The 14,593-nt window shown below is 42.4% G+C and carries 12 protein-coding genes and 1 tRNA gene; 3 read left to right on the top strand and 10 right to left on the bottom strand.

Features of this window, described 5'->3' with window-relative positions:
- Window positions 1–91: 91 nt before the first annotated feature.
- Window positions 92–1,156, bottom strand: coding sequence for a M20 family metallo-hydrolase (locus AC1DQW_RS06140; protein ID WP_477453274.1), 1,065 nt, complete (start codon window positions 1,154–1,156; stop codon window positions 92–94).
- Window positions 1,157–1,356: 200 nt separating this feature from the next.
- Entirely contained in the window at window positions 1,357–2,682 is a 1,326-nt protein-coding gene (locus AC1DQW_RS06135; RefSeq protein ID WP_477453273.1) for an MFS transporter, read from the bottom strand.
- 166 nt (window positions 2,683–2,848) lie between these two features.
- Here AC1DQW_RS06135 and hscB point away from each other — a divergent pair, with 166 nt between their 5' ends.
- Together hscB and AC1DQW_RS06125 are read left to right on the top strand one after the other, a co-directional pair.
- Entirely contained in the window at window positions 2,849–3,373 is a 525-nt protein-coding gene (hscB, locus tag AC1DQW_RS06130) for a Fe-S protein assembly co-chaperone HscB (RefSeq protein ID WP_477453272.1), read from the top strand.
- A 28-nt stretch (window positions 3,374–3,401) separates the two neighbouring features.
- Window positions 3,402–3,481, top strand: a tRNA-Leu gene (locus tag AC1DQW_RS06125).
- A 113-nt stretch (window positions 3,482–3,594) separates the two neighbouring features.
- Here the strand turns inward: AC1DQW_RS06125 and AC1DQW_RS06120 are convergent.
- Both AC1DQW_RS06120 and AC1DQW_RS06115 read right to left on the bottom strand, forming a co-directional pair.
- Window positions 3,595–4,053: a hypothetical protein gene (locus tag AC1DQW_RS06120; protein WP_477453271.1), complete on the bottom strand. Its 459-nt coding sequence runs from the start codon at window positions 4,051–4,053 to the stop codon at window positions 3,595–3,597.
- A gap of 37 nt (window positions 4,054–4,090) precedes the next feature.
- Window positions 4,091–4,636 (bottom strand): DUF4468 domain-containing protein, encoded by a 546-nt coding sequence (locus AC1DQW_RS06115; RefSeq protein WP_477453270.1) that lies wholly within the window; start codon window positions 4,634–4,636, stop codon window positions 4,091–4,093.
- A gap of 122 nt (window positions 4,637–4,758) precedes the next feature.
- Between AC1DQW_RS06115 and AC1DQW_RS06110 the strand changes: the two genes are divergently transcribed.
- On the top strand, window positions 4,759–5,586 hold the full coding sequence (locus tag AC1DQW_RS06110; protein WP_477453269.1) for a hypothetical protein: 828 nt from the start codon (window positions 4,759–4,761) through the stop codon (window positions 5,584–5,586).
- Between the two features lie 58 nt (window positions 5,587–5,644).
- Here AC1DQW_RS06110 and AC1DQW_RS06105 read toward each other — a convergent pair whose 3' ends face one another.
- The 6 genes from AC1DQW_RS06105 to AC1DQW_RS06080 form a co-directional block, all read right to left on the bottom strand.
- Window positions 5,645–5,893, bottom strand: a complete 249-nt coding sequence (locus AC1DQW_RS06105) for a hypothetical protein (protein WP_477453268.1) — start codon at window positions 5,891–5,893, stop codon at window positions 5,645–5,647.
- Between the two features lie 286 nt (window positions 5,894–6,179).
- Complete coding sequence (locus AC1DQW_RS06100; protein WP_477453267.1) at window positions 6,180–6,314, bottom strand: hypothetical protein; 135 nt, start codon at window positions 6,312–6,314, stop codon at window positions 6,180–6,182.
- 337 nt (window positions 6,315–6,651) lie between these two features.
- Window positions 6,652–8,163 carry a SusD/RagB family nutrient-binding outer membrane lipoprotein gene (locus AC1DQW_RS06095; RefSeq protein ID WP_477453266.1) on the bottom strand — a complete coding sequence of 504 codons (1,512 nt, stop codon included), beginning with the start codon at window positions 8,161–8,163 and terminating at the stop codon, window positions 6,652–6,654.
- Between the two features lie 12 nt (window positions 8,164–8,175).
- Complete coding sequence (locus tag AC1DQW_RS06090) at window positions 8,176–11,334, bottom strand: SusC/RagA family TonB-linked outer membrane protein (protein WP_477453265.1); 3,159 nt, start codon at window positions 11,332–11,334, stop codon at window positions 8,176–8,178.
- Window positions 11,335–11,518: 184 nt separating this feature from the next.
- Entirely contained in the window at window positions 11,519–12,835 is a 1,317-nt protein-coding gene (locus AC1DQW_RS06085; protein WP_477453264.1) for a gluconate:H+ symporter, read from the bottom strand.
- A 17-nt stretch (window positions 12,836–12,852) separates the two neighbouring features.
- Window positions 12,853–14,586, bottom strand: coding sequence for an IlvD/Edd family dehydratase (locus tag AC1DQW_RS06080; protein ID WP_477453263.1), 1,734 nt, complete (start codon window positions 14,584–14,586; stop codon window positions 12,853–12,855).
- Window positions 14,587–14,593 lie beyond the last annotated feature (7 nt).

Genomic DNA, 14,593 nt, shown 5'->3' with positions numbered 1-14,593 from the left:
TATGAATGGAGTATCAAAGGTGCACGAACGGTATATAAAAAGGACATATTTAAATACTCCTTATTTACAGAATATTTAAATATGCCGGGGATTAATTTATGCTCTCCAGCATCTTAATATACAGTTCAATACCTTCCCGTATCTCATCTACATATACAAACTCGTCGGCAGTATGCGAGCGCGCCGAATCACCCGGGCCTACTTTTATGGATGGGATATCTAACAACGACTGATCTGAAGTAGTTGGCGAACCGTAGGTTGTTCGGTTTAAGGCAATACCCGCCTGAACTATGGGGTGCTCTTTTGGTATAGATGATGGTTTTAAGCGGATAGACCTTGGTTTAACATCACAGCTTACGTGTTGCCTGATAATCTCCAATACTTCCTCATTACGGTAAGCGTCCGTAACACGCACATCAACGGTAAACACACAACTGGCTGGCACTACATTATGTTGTGAACCGGCATTGATAATGGTTACCGACATTTTGATAGGCCCGAAGACTTCCGATTCCTTAGGGAATTTAAAACCGCGGAACCATTCAATATCGGCCAATGCCTTATAAATAGCGTTCTCGCCCTCTTCGCGGGCTGCATGTCCCGCCCTGCCATGTGCGGTGCAGTCAAGCACCATTAAACCGCGCTCGGCTATGGCTAATTGCATTAAGGTAGGCTCTCCTACTATACCAAATTCCAATTTGCCTAATTCGGGGATGATCAGTTCAAGTCCGTTTACGCCAGAGATCTCTTCCTCGGCGGTAGTGGCAAGACAGAAGTTGTACTTTAGATTTTCTTTATCATGAAAATAAATGAACACAGCAATAAGTGACACCAGGCAGCCCCCGGCGTCATTACTACCAAGGCCATAAAGCTTGCCATCTTCAATTTTGGCATCATAAGGGTCGCGGGTATAGCCCGAGTTTGGCTTTACAGTATCATGATGAGAATTGAGCAGGATTGTAGGTTTTGCCGGGTCGAAATATTTATTCCACGCCCAGATATTGTTTAGTTTACGATGGGTAATTACGCCATGCTGCTGCAAAAATTCATTAATAAGATCGGCAGTACGGTCCTCCTCTTTGCTAAAGGATGGTATAGATATAAGTTGCTGCAGTAAAGTAACCGCAAGTTGAAACAGATTGTTGCTATCGGCCATAGATGTTAGGGGAATTCCCTTATGTTAAGGGGGCAAAATTAATACTTTTTACTTAACGAAACGGATATACAAACAGTATAAATATCTCCCTGAATTTCAATGATTTGATTCAGGATTCTATTGAAAAACATATCCGGTTATCCGCACCGGCACCCTGTTTCATCATCTGCACATCTAAAATTTTCATATCTGCACATCTATTAATCCTCTTCCATTTTTGAGTGCTTTCTTGTATCATTCATGGTAACATAAAGTACTAAGGATAAGGCAATACAAACGGTTACATACCAATAAAACCATTGGGGATGGTGGTGATTTTTGAATAACAGGGCAATGTATTCTGCCGTTCCGCCAAACATGGATACTGCTATGGCGTAAGGGAAACCTACGCCAAGGGCACGTATGTTTGCAGGAAAAAGTTCGGCCTTAACCACGGCATTGATGGATGTGTAACCGCTCACAATTATCAATGCGCACAAAATGAGCGCGAAAGCTACCCAAACATCTTTAGTGTTACTTAATAATGTGAGGATAGGTATAGTACTAATTGTACCCAAAACACCAAAGCCAATAAGCAAAGGTTTGCGACCAATTTTATCTGAAAGCAAACCGAAAACCGGTTGAATCAGCATAAAAACAACCAAAGTAAGGGTTGATATTAATGTTGCAGTGGCTTTACTGAAACCCGAACTGTTCACCAAAAACTTTTGCATATAGGTGGTAAACGTATAAAAAGCCAGGGTGCCCCCCACTGTTAAGCCAATAACGGTAAATACTGCTTTTGGGTGTTTGGCTAACGCGCCGATAGTACCATGCATGGAGTTAGCCGGATCTTTTTCTTTAGTAAAAGACGCCGATTCCTGTAAACTGCGTCTCAGGTACATGGTAATAACGGCCAAAAAAGCGCCTATACCAAACGGGATGCGCCAACCCCAATCGTGCAGCTGTTGTTCGGTTAAAAAGGCACGTTGCAATAAAACCAGCACCCCAAGGGCCAGTAACTGCCCCATAATAAGGGTTACATATTGGAAGCTGGAATAAAAACCGCGGTGTTTTTTGCCTGCCATCTCGCTAAGATAGGTTGCACTGGTGCCATACTCACCTCCTACGCTCAAACCTTGAATAATGCGGGCTACCACTAATAAAATCGGTGCTGCAACACCAATAGATTTATAGCCAGGCGTAATGGCTATGATGAGCGAGCCCACACTCATTAGTAATACCGATGTTGTTAACGCCGTTTTACGACCACGTTTATCAGCAAACGTCCCCATCAGCCAGCCCCCGATTGGGCGCATTAAAAAGCCTATAGCGAAAATACCCGCTGTATTTAACAGCTGCACAGTTTCATTTTCCTTAGGAAAGAAAGCATCCGAAAAATACAGAGAAAATGCTGTGTACACGTACCAATCATACCATTCAACCAAATTACCCAATGAGCCACCGATAATTGATTTAATGCGACCGCCCGTTGTTTTAGGAGGTGATATGATAGGTTGAGGTGATATGGTAGAATAATTAGTCATAATTTAGATATAGTATGATCAAAGTATAAATGTAAGAGATAATTTTAATTTACGATGATTCATAAGGGTTGGGATTCTATCAAGGATTTATTGAATTTTACAGCACTGGTGCCGTTCTAATTGTTAAGAATTCGTAAAATCGGATAATATTCGTGAAATTCGTGCTATGAATTATTTTGAGTTTTATGGCATCCCCGAATCTTTCAATATTGAACCGGTTATGCTTAAAAAGAAGTTTTATGAGCTAAGTAAACTTTATCATCCCGATTTTTATGCTGGCGAAGATGAAATAAAACAACAGGAAATACTGGAACTATCCACCTTAAATAATAAAGCATTCCATATTTTAAACGACCCGGCACGCCGAATGGAATACATTTTAAAGCTGCATGATCTGGTATCTGAGGGGGCAAAACCGCAATTGCCGGCAGATTTTTTAATGGAAATGATGGATATTAATGAGCGCCTGATGGAAGTTGACGACTCGGGGGAATTGGGATCTATAACAGCAGAAGTGCTTGCTATTGAGGGAGATATTAATGAAAAACTATCTGGTTTAACCGCCGGTTATACCAAACTCGACCATAGCACACAGGAAGAACGCCGCATAAAAATTGCTGATATTTATTATAGACAAAAATATCTGTTGCGAATTAAAGAGAGTTTAGATACATTTGCAGCCCGCCTGTAAGAAATCATTGATCATTACAGCATAGTATGCCCAGCTGGCGGAATTGGTAGACGCGCTGGTCTCAAACACCTGTGGGAAACCGTGCCGGTTCGACTCCGGCGCTGGGTACATCGGAAAGATGTAGAAGGCTGTAAGTTAGACACTTACAGCCTTTATTTTTTGCTTCACATACGCATTTACATACACTATTTTAATAATTCAGCCAGACAATCCCTTATGCCTTATTGTTCCGAATACAAAATCTTATCGCCGCCGATCAGCTTTGCCAGGTCAGTCATGTTTTTAAACCGCTCAATAACGTTATCGTTGTTTTTCGAGTAAACAACTGGCTCAAAGGCTGGATCATTAACACTAAAGCCTGTTACACTAAACGTAGTGGTGCTTTTAGACCTGGAAGTAATATCAATTTCATTGTCTTTTGCAATAACGTATATGAACTGTACGGCAAAGTTCGCTTTTATAGGCCCGCTCGTTATCTGATTAAACTGTTCATCCTTGCTGCTTATCATGTACCCCTTATCAATCAATGCCATACCTGCAATCTTGAAATTTTCAGCGGCGGTGTGACTATTCTTGACAATAATCTTTTGAGCCTTCTTAAAAACTATTGAGTCAATTTTTTGAGCATCTGCAGAAAGCTCGAAAGCGATCAGTAAAATTATAAGCGATAATTTTTTCATTTAATAAATATGGAACTAAGTTATAAACTATTCAATCTCAAAAGCTATCATCTGTACTCATCGCTTTGGTTAACGATGCGATCAATTTTTTTACTTCGGTATCGTTACTCAAAATTATATCCTTGCATTGTCCTTTACTAAAGCCGGCTGATCCATTTCCATTGAATTTAGCATAAAGGTCGTTAAGGTTTTGTGCTTTATAAATACTCATGCCCTCTCTGATGTAAAAATCATAGATTTTGTATCGATACTTCCCATCCTTAAAGTCAAATTGAATAGTGAATTTATCTCGCAACGTTCGTCCAATACCGAGAGTGGAGGTTTCAACATGAACCAAACCCAGGCCGCTAATATGACTGTACTCGACATCCTCATTTTTAATTGTTGTCTTGTAATCCCGGTAACTGTCGGTTAACCACTGCTTAGCTTTGATGTAAAGTTGCTTTTTTGTAGCGTTTTTAACACTGATAGTATCTTGATAAACGATGTTGCTATCAACTAAAGGAATGTTCAACAATCCAACCTGGGCTTTCAGGGTGAAAGTTATGGCCGTTAAAACTACGAGGAATAGGTATTTTTTCATGCTACAAGATGCGGTTTTTTTCGGTTAGTGCACACTTTTAATAAAAAGCTATGATTTAAGACCCCGTGATGAGCCGGGCATTTTTGTTTTAAAATTTCTGTAGATTTGATCAAAATTATACCATGAACCTTACCTCAACCACTTACGATTATATTACTATCGCTTTCTCGGTACTTTGCCTTCTTGTTCCGTGTTATGATATTATAGATAACACCAGCAGGAGAGGAATAAAAAGAATAACGAAACTCGGATGGATGTTGATAATTGTTTCGTTTTTATTTGGTGGTACATCTGCATTAAAAATTAATGCCGCGAATTCCGAAAAAAAAGTTGAAGGCGACAAAGCTGATAGTACAAGGATAGCAGATAAGGTAGAAATAAAAAATGACGTTGATACCGCGCTTAAGAAATACGGTTTGGTGATAAAAACCGATACAAAAAGTAACACTTTGAAAATTGTAGACACCGTAAGAATAAATGAATTTGTTAACCCGGTGATGGATATAGCCACGGAAGGTACAAAAGTAGTAGGCAAAGTACCTGACTCTCTATTCGTACAATTTGCAAGCAAGGTAATAAATTCAGGGATTGCATTTAAAGTAAGAGAAACAATTATTGCTTTTAGAAGATATAACTTAACATTTAAAAAGGTTGGCGAAAGTGACTCTGAAAATAATGACAGGAAAGGGTATGGAAAACAGGGCGTTTATTTTTCCAATTTATTCTATCTACCAAAAAAACCTATAAACGACACGCTTTTTTTTCTGTATAAAGCAAAATATTCAAACAAAGAAATAAACGGGAAAGATCAACCTGTATTAAGAGAAATTTTTACTTTGTTAATGGTTCCTTACGTGAAATCTATTGATCAATTAAAACTTGAACCTGTGGTTTTTACTTCTGATTACAAGGATTGCAAAGATTTTTTAGTTAAAAATAAGTACTGGTAACTAAGCCGCCATCAATCCCAATACTTGATAAACAATTTCTTTCCGATATAACTTAAAGTCAAATACTTGGATGTAAGGCACCTGTTATTCTGTAAATGGCTATTATGCTATTGTCAAATTCTCCGTTAACATATTCAAAGTTGTACCAGGTACCTAAGACTTCTTTAAATTTCTGAATTGTAAAGGATGTGATATCATTTGCCCGTTCTATTTTATCGAAATACACGATTTGCCCTGTTTCCAAGGTTGGTTTTTGATCGTTTTCAGCAAGTAGCAATAGCACCTGATTTAAGTTTAATTGATCCATAAACTAAGGTAATGAAAACGTCCTTAAAAAGTACCCTATTCATTAAAAAACCTTATTTTTATATCAGCATCCAGTAATAAAAACATGGAATTAAGCAAGAATACCGGCAAAGGAATCCCAAAAGTTAAGCTCAATTATTTTGATCAAGACCTACTACTCGAAATCTATGGTTTGGCTAAGGCTGGATGAGTAAAAACGGGTCAAGCCCGGCTTCGCGCAGATATGGAGCCAGCAGCCTGTCAGGCGCCATTTTCAAAATATAATTTAAGTCCACCTGTTCTGCCTGCTAAAACGGGCTTTCCAGTAAGCGCACATCGCTTAACTTAAATAACTGCATTTTGCGTTGTTGGGCATACAGTGATGACCCCGATAACATTAAAACGGCAAGTATTTTAATGGTTCCTATAGTATTATTTTTCATGTATAGTTTTATATTTGAAGCCCCCAAAACTTTCAGGGCTATAAAACAGCAGCTCATGGCAATTTTATTAACGTAGCCCTATTCCCCAATTAGAACTCCCGCCAACAAGGCAACAGGACATAACATCTCTTTATAGATATACGATTAATTACAAAACATACGCTTATGGGATTGGCCTATAAACCACCAATGTTTATACTCCTATAACAAATGTTCACTCAAGCTTAAATCGGAACACAGGTGGTTACAATCATCACAATCGCCATTATAGAGATTAACGTATAATACCCCGGCATTAATCAGTGCCGGGGTATTAAGGCATATTAACCGGGAGTATTTATTTATCCCAAAAAACAGGAGTATCTAAGTCATCTGTGCCTATACTGGCTACGGCCGCCCTGTAGTTATCGGCATTAATAGCCGACTCTGTTTGCGGGTAAGTATACCTGCGTACAAAGCTCCCTTTTATTTGCTTGCCGGGATATGTATTGGGCGATAATGCCGGGAAGCCGCTTCTTCTGAAATTGGCCCAGGCTTCTGCACCGTTTCCAAAAGAAGTTATCCAATACTGGATATTAATTAGTTTCAAAGCGTTGGCATCAGCATATGCATTTACCGGATTATTCAAATAGGCGTTTTCGGCATCACTGCTGATGACAGCAGCAGCATCATAACTGGCAAATTGAGCCATAGCCGCTTTTACACCATTATTATAATAAGTACTTGCTGTACCGCTGATATATCCCCTGAAAACCGCCTCGGCCAGTAAAAGTTGCGTTTGGGCATATGTTACAAAATATTGTGGCGCGGTTACTTTACCAAATACGCTGTAATTGACCTGCGAATATTTGAAACCTGAACCACTCACGCCGCGAAATCCCGGCGCCGTTGGCAGCGTACCGCTATCATAACCGATAGGCAAACCAAACTGGTTGGCAGATGCTGTATCCGGAGTAAGGAATAACGCTTTTCCAGGGTCGGCATACATTGCTGAGATATACTTCAGCCTCGGATCGCCGGTAGCTTTTAATTGTGTTACAAATGGCTCGGCGAGATAATAAGTATTGGTTAACTGTTGAATTTGCTGCGTAACGGGATTAGGGTACGTATTGTTATATTTCAGGTAACAATTATCGGCATTAGATTGCATCACACCTCCGGTAACAGCTGCCTGCACAATTGTTTTTGCCTTGCCTGCATCTAATTTAGAATAGCGCATCCCGATACGCAGCAATAGTGAATAACCCAGCCGTTTCCATTGCGAAATATCTCCTGCAAAAAAAACATCCCCCTTTACAACATCCCTGGCAGCATCTAAAGCTGCCGTTGCTGCAGTAAGTTCCTTCACCAAATCATTATAAATATCTTGTTGCTTATCATATTTGGGCAAAAAAACCGAGTTCAGATAGGCTTGTCCTGCCTGGGTATAAGGTACATCTCCATAAGTATCTACCAACATCATATAATTGTACGCCCTCCATATTCTGGCTTCATTGTACAGGTTGGTGCGGGCCGCATCACTCTTGGTTTCCGATAAGATATGCTCCAGGAATTTTATGCTGTTTGGATATGTATTATTCCACCGCATTACGGTATATGTTTGATTTAACACGTTGAAGTTAAACGTAGAGGTAACACCACCGAAAGGATCGATAAACTGCTGAACAACGGTTGCTTCGGTTTCCATTAACGATGAATATGTTAAAAGCTCCGCGTTGGAAAACAAGAACATAGGGTCAAGACTGGTTGTGTTGTTTGGGTTAACATTTAACTCTTTGAACCCTTTATCACAACCTGCTGCAGAACACAGGCAGGCAGCACATATTATGATCTTTATATAATTTTTCATGATCGTACTCTTTTAAAATTTGACATTAAGGTTAAATCCATAAGTGCGCGTTGTGGGCAGTGAACTTTGCTCGTACCCCGTTAAAATATCACCACTTGAAGAGATTGCTTCCGGATCGATATTGGGTGTATACTTTTTGATGATCAGCACGTTGTGGCATACGGCAGAAAGCACAAGACCTTTGATAAACTTAGCTTTCACCATCTTCGAAAAATCGTAGCTAACAGAAACGTTTCTTAACTTGATGAAGTCCGATTTATAAATAAAGGGGTCCAGGATACCCTGTGAACGATAATTGGCATAAAAATCCTCAGCGTTCACGGCCGTGGTGTTAGGTGTACTGTCAGCATTTACCGCATCAAACTTAACACCGCCTTCCCTGCCAACCAGCGATTCTTTGGATAAACCCTCTCTCAGAAAATTAAGGTTTGAGCTTGATAATATCTTACCGCCAACCTTGTAATCGATGTGTGTCATCAGGGTAAACTTTTTATAAGTAAATGTATTTACCCAACCACCTGTAGCTTTAGGCAATGCGCTGCCAAAAAGCGCAGGAGATGTACTTGCCACCGGCTTACCGCCTGATACAATGATCTTCCCGTTGGCATCTCTGCGGTAAGTCGAACCCTGTATCTGGTTTAACGGAAGGCCTACCTGGTCAACAATGGAACCAAAGAATTCTCCTGCACCCAGGGTTAGTTGATTTTGACCGTTAGCCAAGGCTAATACTTTAGAAGAATTTATGGCAGTATTAAACGCAGAACGCCAGGTAAAATTCGCTTTTCTGACGGGTATTAACTCCAGCAAGAATTCCATACCGCGGTTTTGCAGCTCGCCGAGGTTTACAATCGTACCGGTATAGCCTGATGCGTTGGAAATAGCCACACTTAAGATTTGGTTTGTGGTGTGCTTATCATATGCGGCTACATCCAGATTTACCCGGCTGTTGAACATTCGCAATTCCAGGCCAATCTCTTTCTCCTTTACGCTGTAAGGTTTGATTGCCTGATTTGGCGTAGTGACATTGCTGATACTCCCAAGCGGAACGCCGTTGAACGCGTTTTGTGAAAGCGTGAAAGTAAGTGAATTGCTATAAGGGTTAATACCGTTTGCACTACCCACATTGGCATAAGTCGCCCTAATTTTTCCAAAAGAGAGCCATGAAGGCGGATTCTTTAAAAATTCCGAAAAAACAAAACTGCCGCTTACAGAGGGATAAAAATAATGATTATGTTCGGGGCTTAGCACCGAGAACCAGTCGTTACGGCCGGTTACATTTAAAAACAAATACGATTTATATCCAAACTCGGCGGTGCCATAAAGCGAGTTTACTGTGGATTTGGAAACTGCAAAAACCGATGTGTTGGTTACGCCATTTCCAAGAGTATAAAAATCCCTGACATAGAAATTTGTAGCGGTAACAGTATATCCTTGTGATGAAGAGGGGAGAGTATTTCCTCCCACAGTAGCATCAAAAGAAAAGGCTCCCCATTTGTGGCCACCTCCTAATAAAAAGTCAGCATTTAGGGCGCGGTAAGTATTATCATTTGAGTTATAACTACCGTTATAAAGGCCAACGGGCGCAGCAGCATTTGCCAGGGTGCCGGTTGGCGCGTTTTGTTCGTAAAACGAAGTGCTATATTCCATATTCACACGGCCCTGCAGGTAAAGCCAATCAAAAAATTGGTAGCGCAGGGTTGCTGTACCCAAAAGGTGGTCTCTGGTTTGCCTTGTAAATTGCTTGTTGATAATCCAGTAGGGGTTTGTAAGGGTAGTGAAACGTGACGTAGGGGTTTCGTTGCCGTTAGCATCAACCGCAGCTGCTTTTAATACATCCAAACTAAGCGAGTTAGAATAACGGTAGATATAATTGGTAACTGATGATCCCTGAATACCGATTACCGGCGGATTGTTGTTATTCTCGTGGTCATAATTTACATAGATCTGTGCGGACAACTTAGGGGTAAAGTTATAATTCAAGCCCAGGTTGAATATTTTTTTGTGATAATCGTTGTTAGGTACAATACCCTGTGCATCCTGGTTCGAATAAGAGAATCTGAAGCTGCCTTTTTCATTACCGCCGGAGAACGCGATGGTATTCGTCCACGCATTGGCAAGCCTGAAAAATTTGCTTATACGGTTTCTTTCCGGCGCGTAAGGGCGTTGTACGCCATCAAACTGATAGGTAGGTGCATTATCGAATTTTTCTCCAAAACTCCAGGCGCCTGAACTTTGTGCCTGGCCTTGCGTCTTGGGGCGTATGTTATTTTCTCCCTGCCCATATTCGTACTGAAAGTCGGTAAAATCCAGTGCCTGGTTTTGTGTAAAGTTGGAGGTAAACTCAATGCCTATTCCGCCATTTTTATTACCGCTTTTAGTCGTGATAATCAACGCACCGTTACTTGCTCTTGAACCGTAAAGCGCAGCGGCTGTGGCACCCTTTAGTACGGTCATCGACTCAATGTCGTCGGGGTTTATCTGCTGCATATTATCGCCCAGATCCACTGACTGGGTGTACCCGTTGGTGCTCGACGGGCTTTGCGATAAAGGAAGACCGTTTAATACAATCAACGGCGCATTATCGCCCTGGAACGCAGACTGCCCACGTAACCTGATCTTGGTGCTACCGCCGGGGCCGCTTGCCGGCGGGGAAATATCCAAACCGGCAACCTTTCCCTCAAGTGAGTTAACAAAGTTTGTAGAACGGTTGGTGGTTATTTCGCCCACGCGTACATTTTCCGCCGCGTAGCCTAATTTTTTTGATTCGCGCTTTATACCTAAAGCCGTAACTATTATCTCACTTAGGGCGTTTGATTTTGGCTCCAACATAACATTTAGGTTAACGCGCCCGTTGAGGGGCTCGGTTTTGGATTGGTATCCCACGTAGCTGAATAATAACACCGCGTTATCCAAGGATACCTGTATTTTGTAATTACCGTTTGCGTCAGTCACAACGCCATTTTTAGTCCCTTTTTCGCTTACGCTAACGCCAGTAAGCGGGCTGCCTTTTTCGTCGAGCACTTTACCGGTAACTGTTTGTACGCTCACTTCGATGCGGATTCCGACGCTGACGGCTTTTCCCGCCTGTACATCTGCCACAAACATAAGTGTAAAAAGAACACTTATTGTAATGAACAACATCATCCCAGATGCTTTGATTTTTTTTTCCATGATTTTAGGTTTAATTCAATTGATAAATCTTCATTAACCTCTTTCTCAAAATTGGTGATTGCGAAAGAGTTTTTCGAGGCGGCACTTTGTGTGCCGTTTTCCGGTTTTAGTGTAGCTTTTTTTTCATTTACGCAGGGTTTTTGGTTTGAAATTGATTATATACATTGATGGGTTATAGGTCTATTTATAGTAAACAATCTAACGATAAGACGCCTGCAAGCCCTATTACAGATACCAGGCTTTCCATTACCGTCCATGAGCGGAGTGTTTCCTTAACCGATAGCCCGAAATATTCTTTGCATAGCCAAAAAGCCGTATCGTTTACATGTGAGCCAAACAGGCTACCCGCCCCGATAGCCAACACCAGCAAATTGGTGTTAACGCCTGCATGATGCGCGATTGGAAACAACACTCCTGCGGCAGTTACGCCAGCCACTGTGGCTGAACCGAGGCAAAGCCGCAAACAAGCTGTCGCCAGCCATGCAAACAACAAGGGATGCATGGTGCTACTAATCAGCATACCGGCCAGCACATCGCTTAGGCGGCTATCTACAAATATTTGCTTCAGTGCACCCGCACTGCCAATAATGATCAACACCATTGCTATATCTTTTACTGCACACACATAACCATCCATTATTTTTGCTAATGGCCTGCCTTTTTGCAAGCCAAGCGTATAGGTGCTTATAATTAAGGTGAGCAGCATGGCAACAATGGGTTCGGCGAGCCATGACGCTAAGTTTTTTATAAAGGGAATCTGCCCAAAAAACGCGGACAGCAAATGGGCAAGGCAAATCAGTACAACCGGCAAAAGAGATGACAGTATGCTGTTAACAATACCCGGTAGCTCATGTGCCGGCAAGGCGGCAGAACTCTTGGCAAATTGCAAACCGTTCGGCCCTATTTTTTTGAGGGTGGCCGAAAACACTGGTCCTGCTATAATTATAGCAGGGATAGCGATTATCAGCCCATAACTAAATGTTTTAACAATATCTGCATGAAAGACGCTGATGAGCGTCATTGGCGAAGGATGGGGAGGTAAAAAGCCGTGCATTACCGATAAAGCGGTAAGCATGGGCATACCCACATACAACAGTGGTAAACGGTAGCTGGAGGCAACCGAAAAAATGATGGGCACCAACAGTATGAACCCTACATTATAATACAATGGGATACCTACAATAAAGCCGGTTATAGCCATGGCATAGGTTACATATTTAGCTCCAAACAAATCGTGCATGAAATGGGCTATGCGCTGAGCGGCACCGCTTTCTGCAACCAGTTTGCCCAGCATAGCCCCCAATACAATAATGATGGCTACTGACCCTAATGTATCGCCTAATCCTTTATTTATCGATGTAATAACTGTGGCAAATGGCATACCTAAAAAGCAGCCCGCCAATAGCGCTACGATAAGAAAGGCAAGAAACGCATTCACCTTTGCCCAGGTGATCAGCGCCACAAGCAGTAAAATACAAAAGATCAGTACAAGTATTGTCATGCTATCCCCAGTTTAAATTAATGCGAATCGCGGGTTACAACAGATCCGGAATTCCCCGCAAGAAAATCGAGGTCTGCCCCTTTATCGGCCTGCTGCACATGGCGCTGGTACATAGATACGTAGCCCCTGTCTGTATGATATGCCGGCTTTTTCCATAACAGCCGCCGTCTTTCCAGTTCCACCTCATCTACAAGCAGGTCTATTCTTCTCGCCGGTACATCGAGGCATATTAGGTCTCCGTTTTCCACAAGTGCCAGGTTACCGCCGATGGCAGATTCCGGTGATACATGGAGCACAACGGTACCGTACGCGGTGCCGCTCATCCGTCCGTCGGATATCCTTACCATATCCGTAATACCTTTATCCAGCAGTTTTTTCGGCAGCACCATGTTGCCAACTTCGGGCATACCGGGATACCCTACCGGACCAACATTTTTCAGCACCATCACACAGGTCTCATCAATATCAAGCTGAGGCTCATCAACCCTGGCGTGATAATCTTCAATGGTTTCAAAAACCACCGCACGGCCCGTATGCTGCATCAGTGATGACGTTGCTGCCGAAGGCTTGATAACCGCGCCATTAACAGCCAGGTTACCTTTCAAAACGACTATGCCCCCCTCTCGGATGATGGGGTTACTGTAGCCTGCAATAACCTTATTATTATAGCATACGCCATCATCTTTTATGTTTTCTGCGTGCGATTTTCCGGTTACGGTTATCGCGTCCATAGCCAGCTCATTACTCAGTTCTTTCAATATAACAGGCAACCCGCCCGCATAGTAAAAGTCTTCCATCAGGTATTTCCCGGAAGGCATCAGATTGAGTAACAAGGGTATTTTACTGCCCAGCCTGTCAAAATCGTCCAGGCACAGGTCTACGCCAACACGCCCGGCAATTGCCGTCAGATGTATAATAAAATTGGTAGAACCGCCAATTGCAGCATTTACTTTAATAGCGTTTTCGAATGCGGCACGGGTGAGTATTGTGGATATCGTTAATCCTTCTTTTACCATTTCTACAATACGCCTGCCTGATAGCTGCGCCAGCACTTTTTTCCTTGAATCAACCGCCGGGGTGGCCGCGGCCTGTGAAAGGCACATACCAAGCGACTCGACCATACAAGCCATAGTAGAGGCGGTACCCATCGTCATACAATGGCCTGCGCTTCTCGACATACAGCTTTCGGCCGAAAGGTATTCGTCATTGGTTATTTTACCGGTTTTGAGGTCATCAGTCAACTTCCATACTGCCGTGCCCGATCCAATATCAGCACCCCGGTATTTGCCGTTCAGCATCGGCCCGCCAGGAACTACGATAGTAGGCAAACCTACGCTGGCAGCTCCCATCATAGTAGAGGGCGTAGTTTTGTCGCAGCCGGTCAGCAATACAACCCCGTCTATAGGATTACCACGTATCGATTCCTCGGCATCCATGCTGGCCAGGTTCCTGAAAAGCATAGCGGTCGGCTTAAGCAGAGTTTCGCCTAATGACATGATCGGAAATTCCACCGGGAAACCGCCAGCTTCATAAACCCCGCGTTTAACAGCTTCGGCCAGGTCGCGTAAATGGGCATTACAAGGCGTTAGTTCCGACCATGTGTTGCAAATGCCGATAACCGGTCTCCCGTCAAAAAGGTCGGCTGGCATACCCTGGTTTTTCATCCAGCTCCTGTATAAAAACCCCATTTTACCTGTTTTCCCAAACCAATCAGAACTTCTGAATTTTGACATTTTATTTTCTTTTATCATTTAATTT

It is taken from the genome of Mucilaginibacter sp. P5_A4, from assembly GCF_056400605.1.
The sequence above is the reverse complement of the archived record's forward strand: the minus strand, read 5'-3'. Positions and strand labels throughout refer to the sequence as shown.

Coding starts and splice junctions, on each gene's coding strand:
- AC1DQW_RS06090 (WP_477453265.1), bottom strand. CDS start 11,334: ATGGAAAAAAAAATCAAAGCATCTGGGATGATGTTGTTCATTACAATA.
- AC1DQW_RS06085 (WP_477453264.1), bottom strand. CDS start 12,835: ATGACAATACTTGTACTGATCTTTTGTATTTTACTGCTTGTGGCGCTG.
- AC1DQW_RS06100 (WP_477453267.1), bottom strand. CDS start 6,314: ATGAAAAATAATACTATAGGAACCATTAAAATACTTGCCGTTTTAATG.
- AC1DQW_RS06115 (WP_477453270.1), bottom strand. CDS start 4,636: ATGAAAAAATACCTATTCCTCGTAGTTTTAACGGCCATAACTTTCACC.
- AC1DQW_RS06095 (WP_477453266.1), bottom strand. CDS start 8,163: ATGAAAAATTATATAAAGATCATAATATGTGCTGCCTGCCTGTGTTCT.
- AC1DQW_RS06110 (WP_477453269.1), top strand. CDS start 4,759: ATGAACCTTACCTCAACCACTTACGATTATATTACTATCGCTTTCTCG.
- AC1DQW_RS06135 (WP_477453273.1), bottom strand. CDS start 2,682: ATGACTAATTATTCTACCATATCACCTCAACCTATCATATCACCTCCT.
- AC1DQW_RS06140 (WP_477453274.1), bottom strand. CDS start 1,156: ATGGCCGATAGCAACAATCTGTTTCAACTTGCGGTTACTTTACTGCAG.
- AC1DQW_RS06120 (WP_477453271.1), bottom strand. CDS start 4,053: ATGAAAAAATTATCGCTTATAATTTTACTGATCGCTTTCGAGCTTTCT.
- hscB (WP_477453272.1), top strand. CDS start 2,849: ATGAATTATTTTGAGTTTTATGGCATCCCCGAATCTTTCAATATTGAA.
- AC1DQW_RS06105 (WP_477453268.1), bottom strand. CDS start 5,893: ATGGATCAATTAAACTTAAATCAGGTGCTATTGCTACTTGCTGAAAAC.
- AC1DQW_RS06080 (WP_477453263.1), bottom strand. CDS start 14,586: ATGATAAAAGAAAATAAAATGTCAAAATTCAGAAGTTCTGATTGGTTT.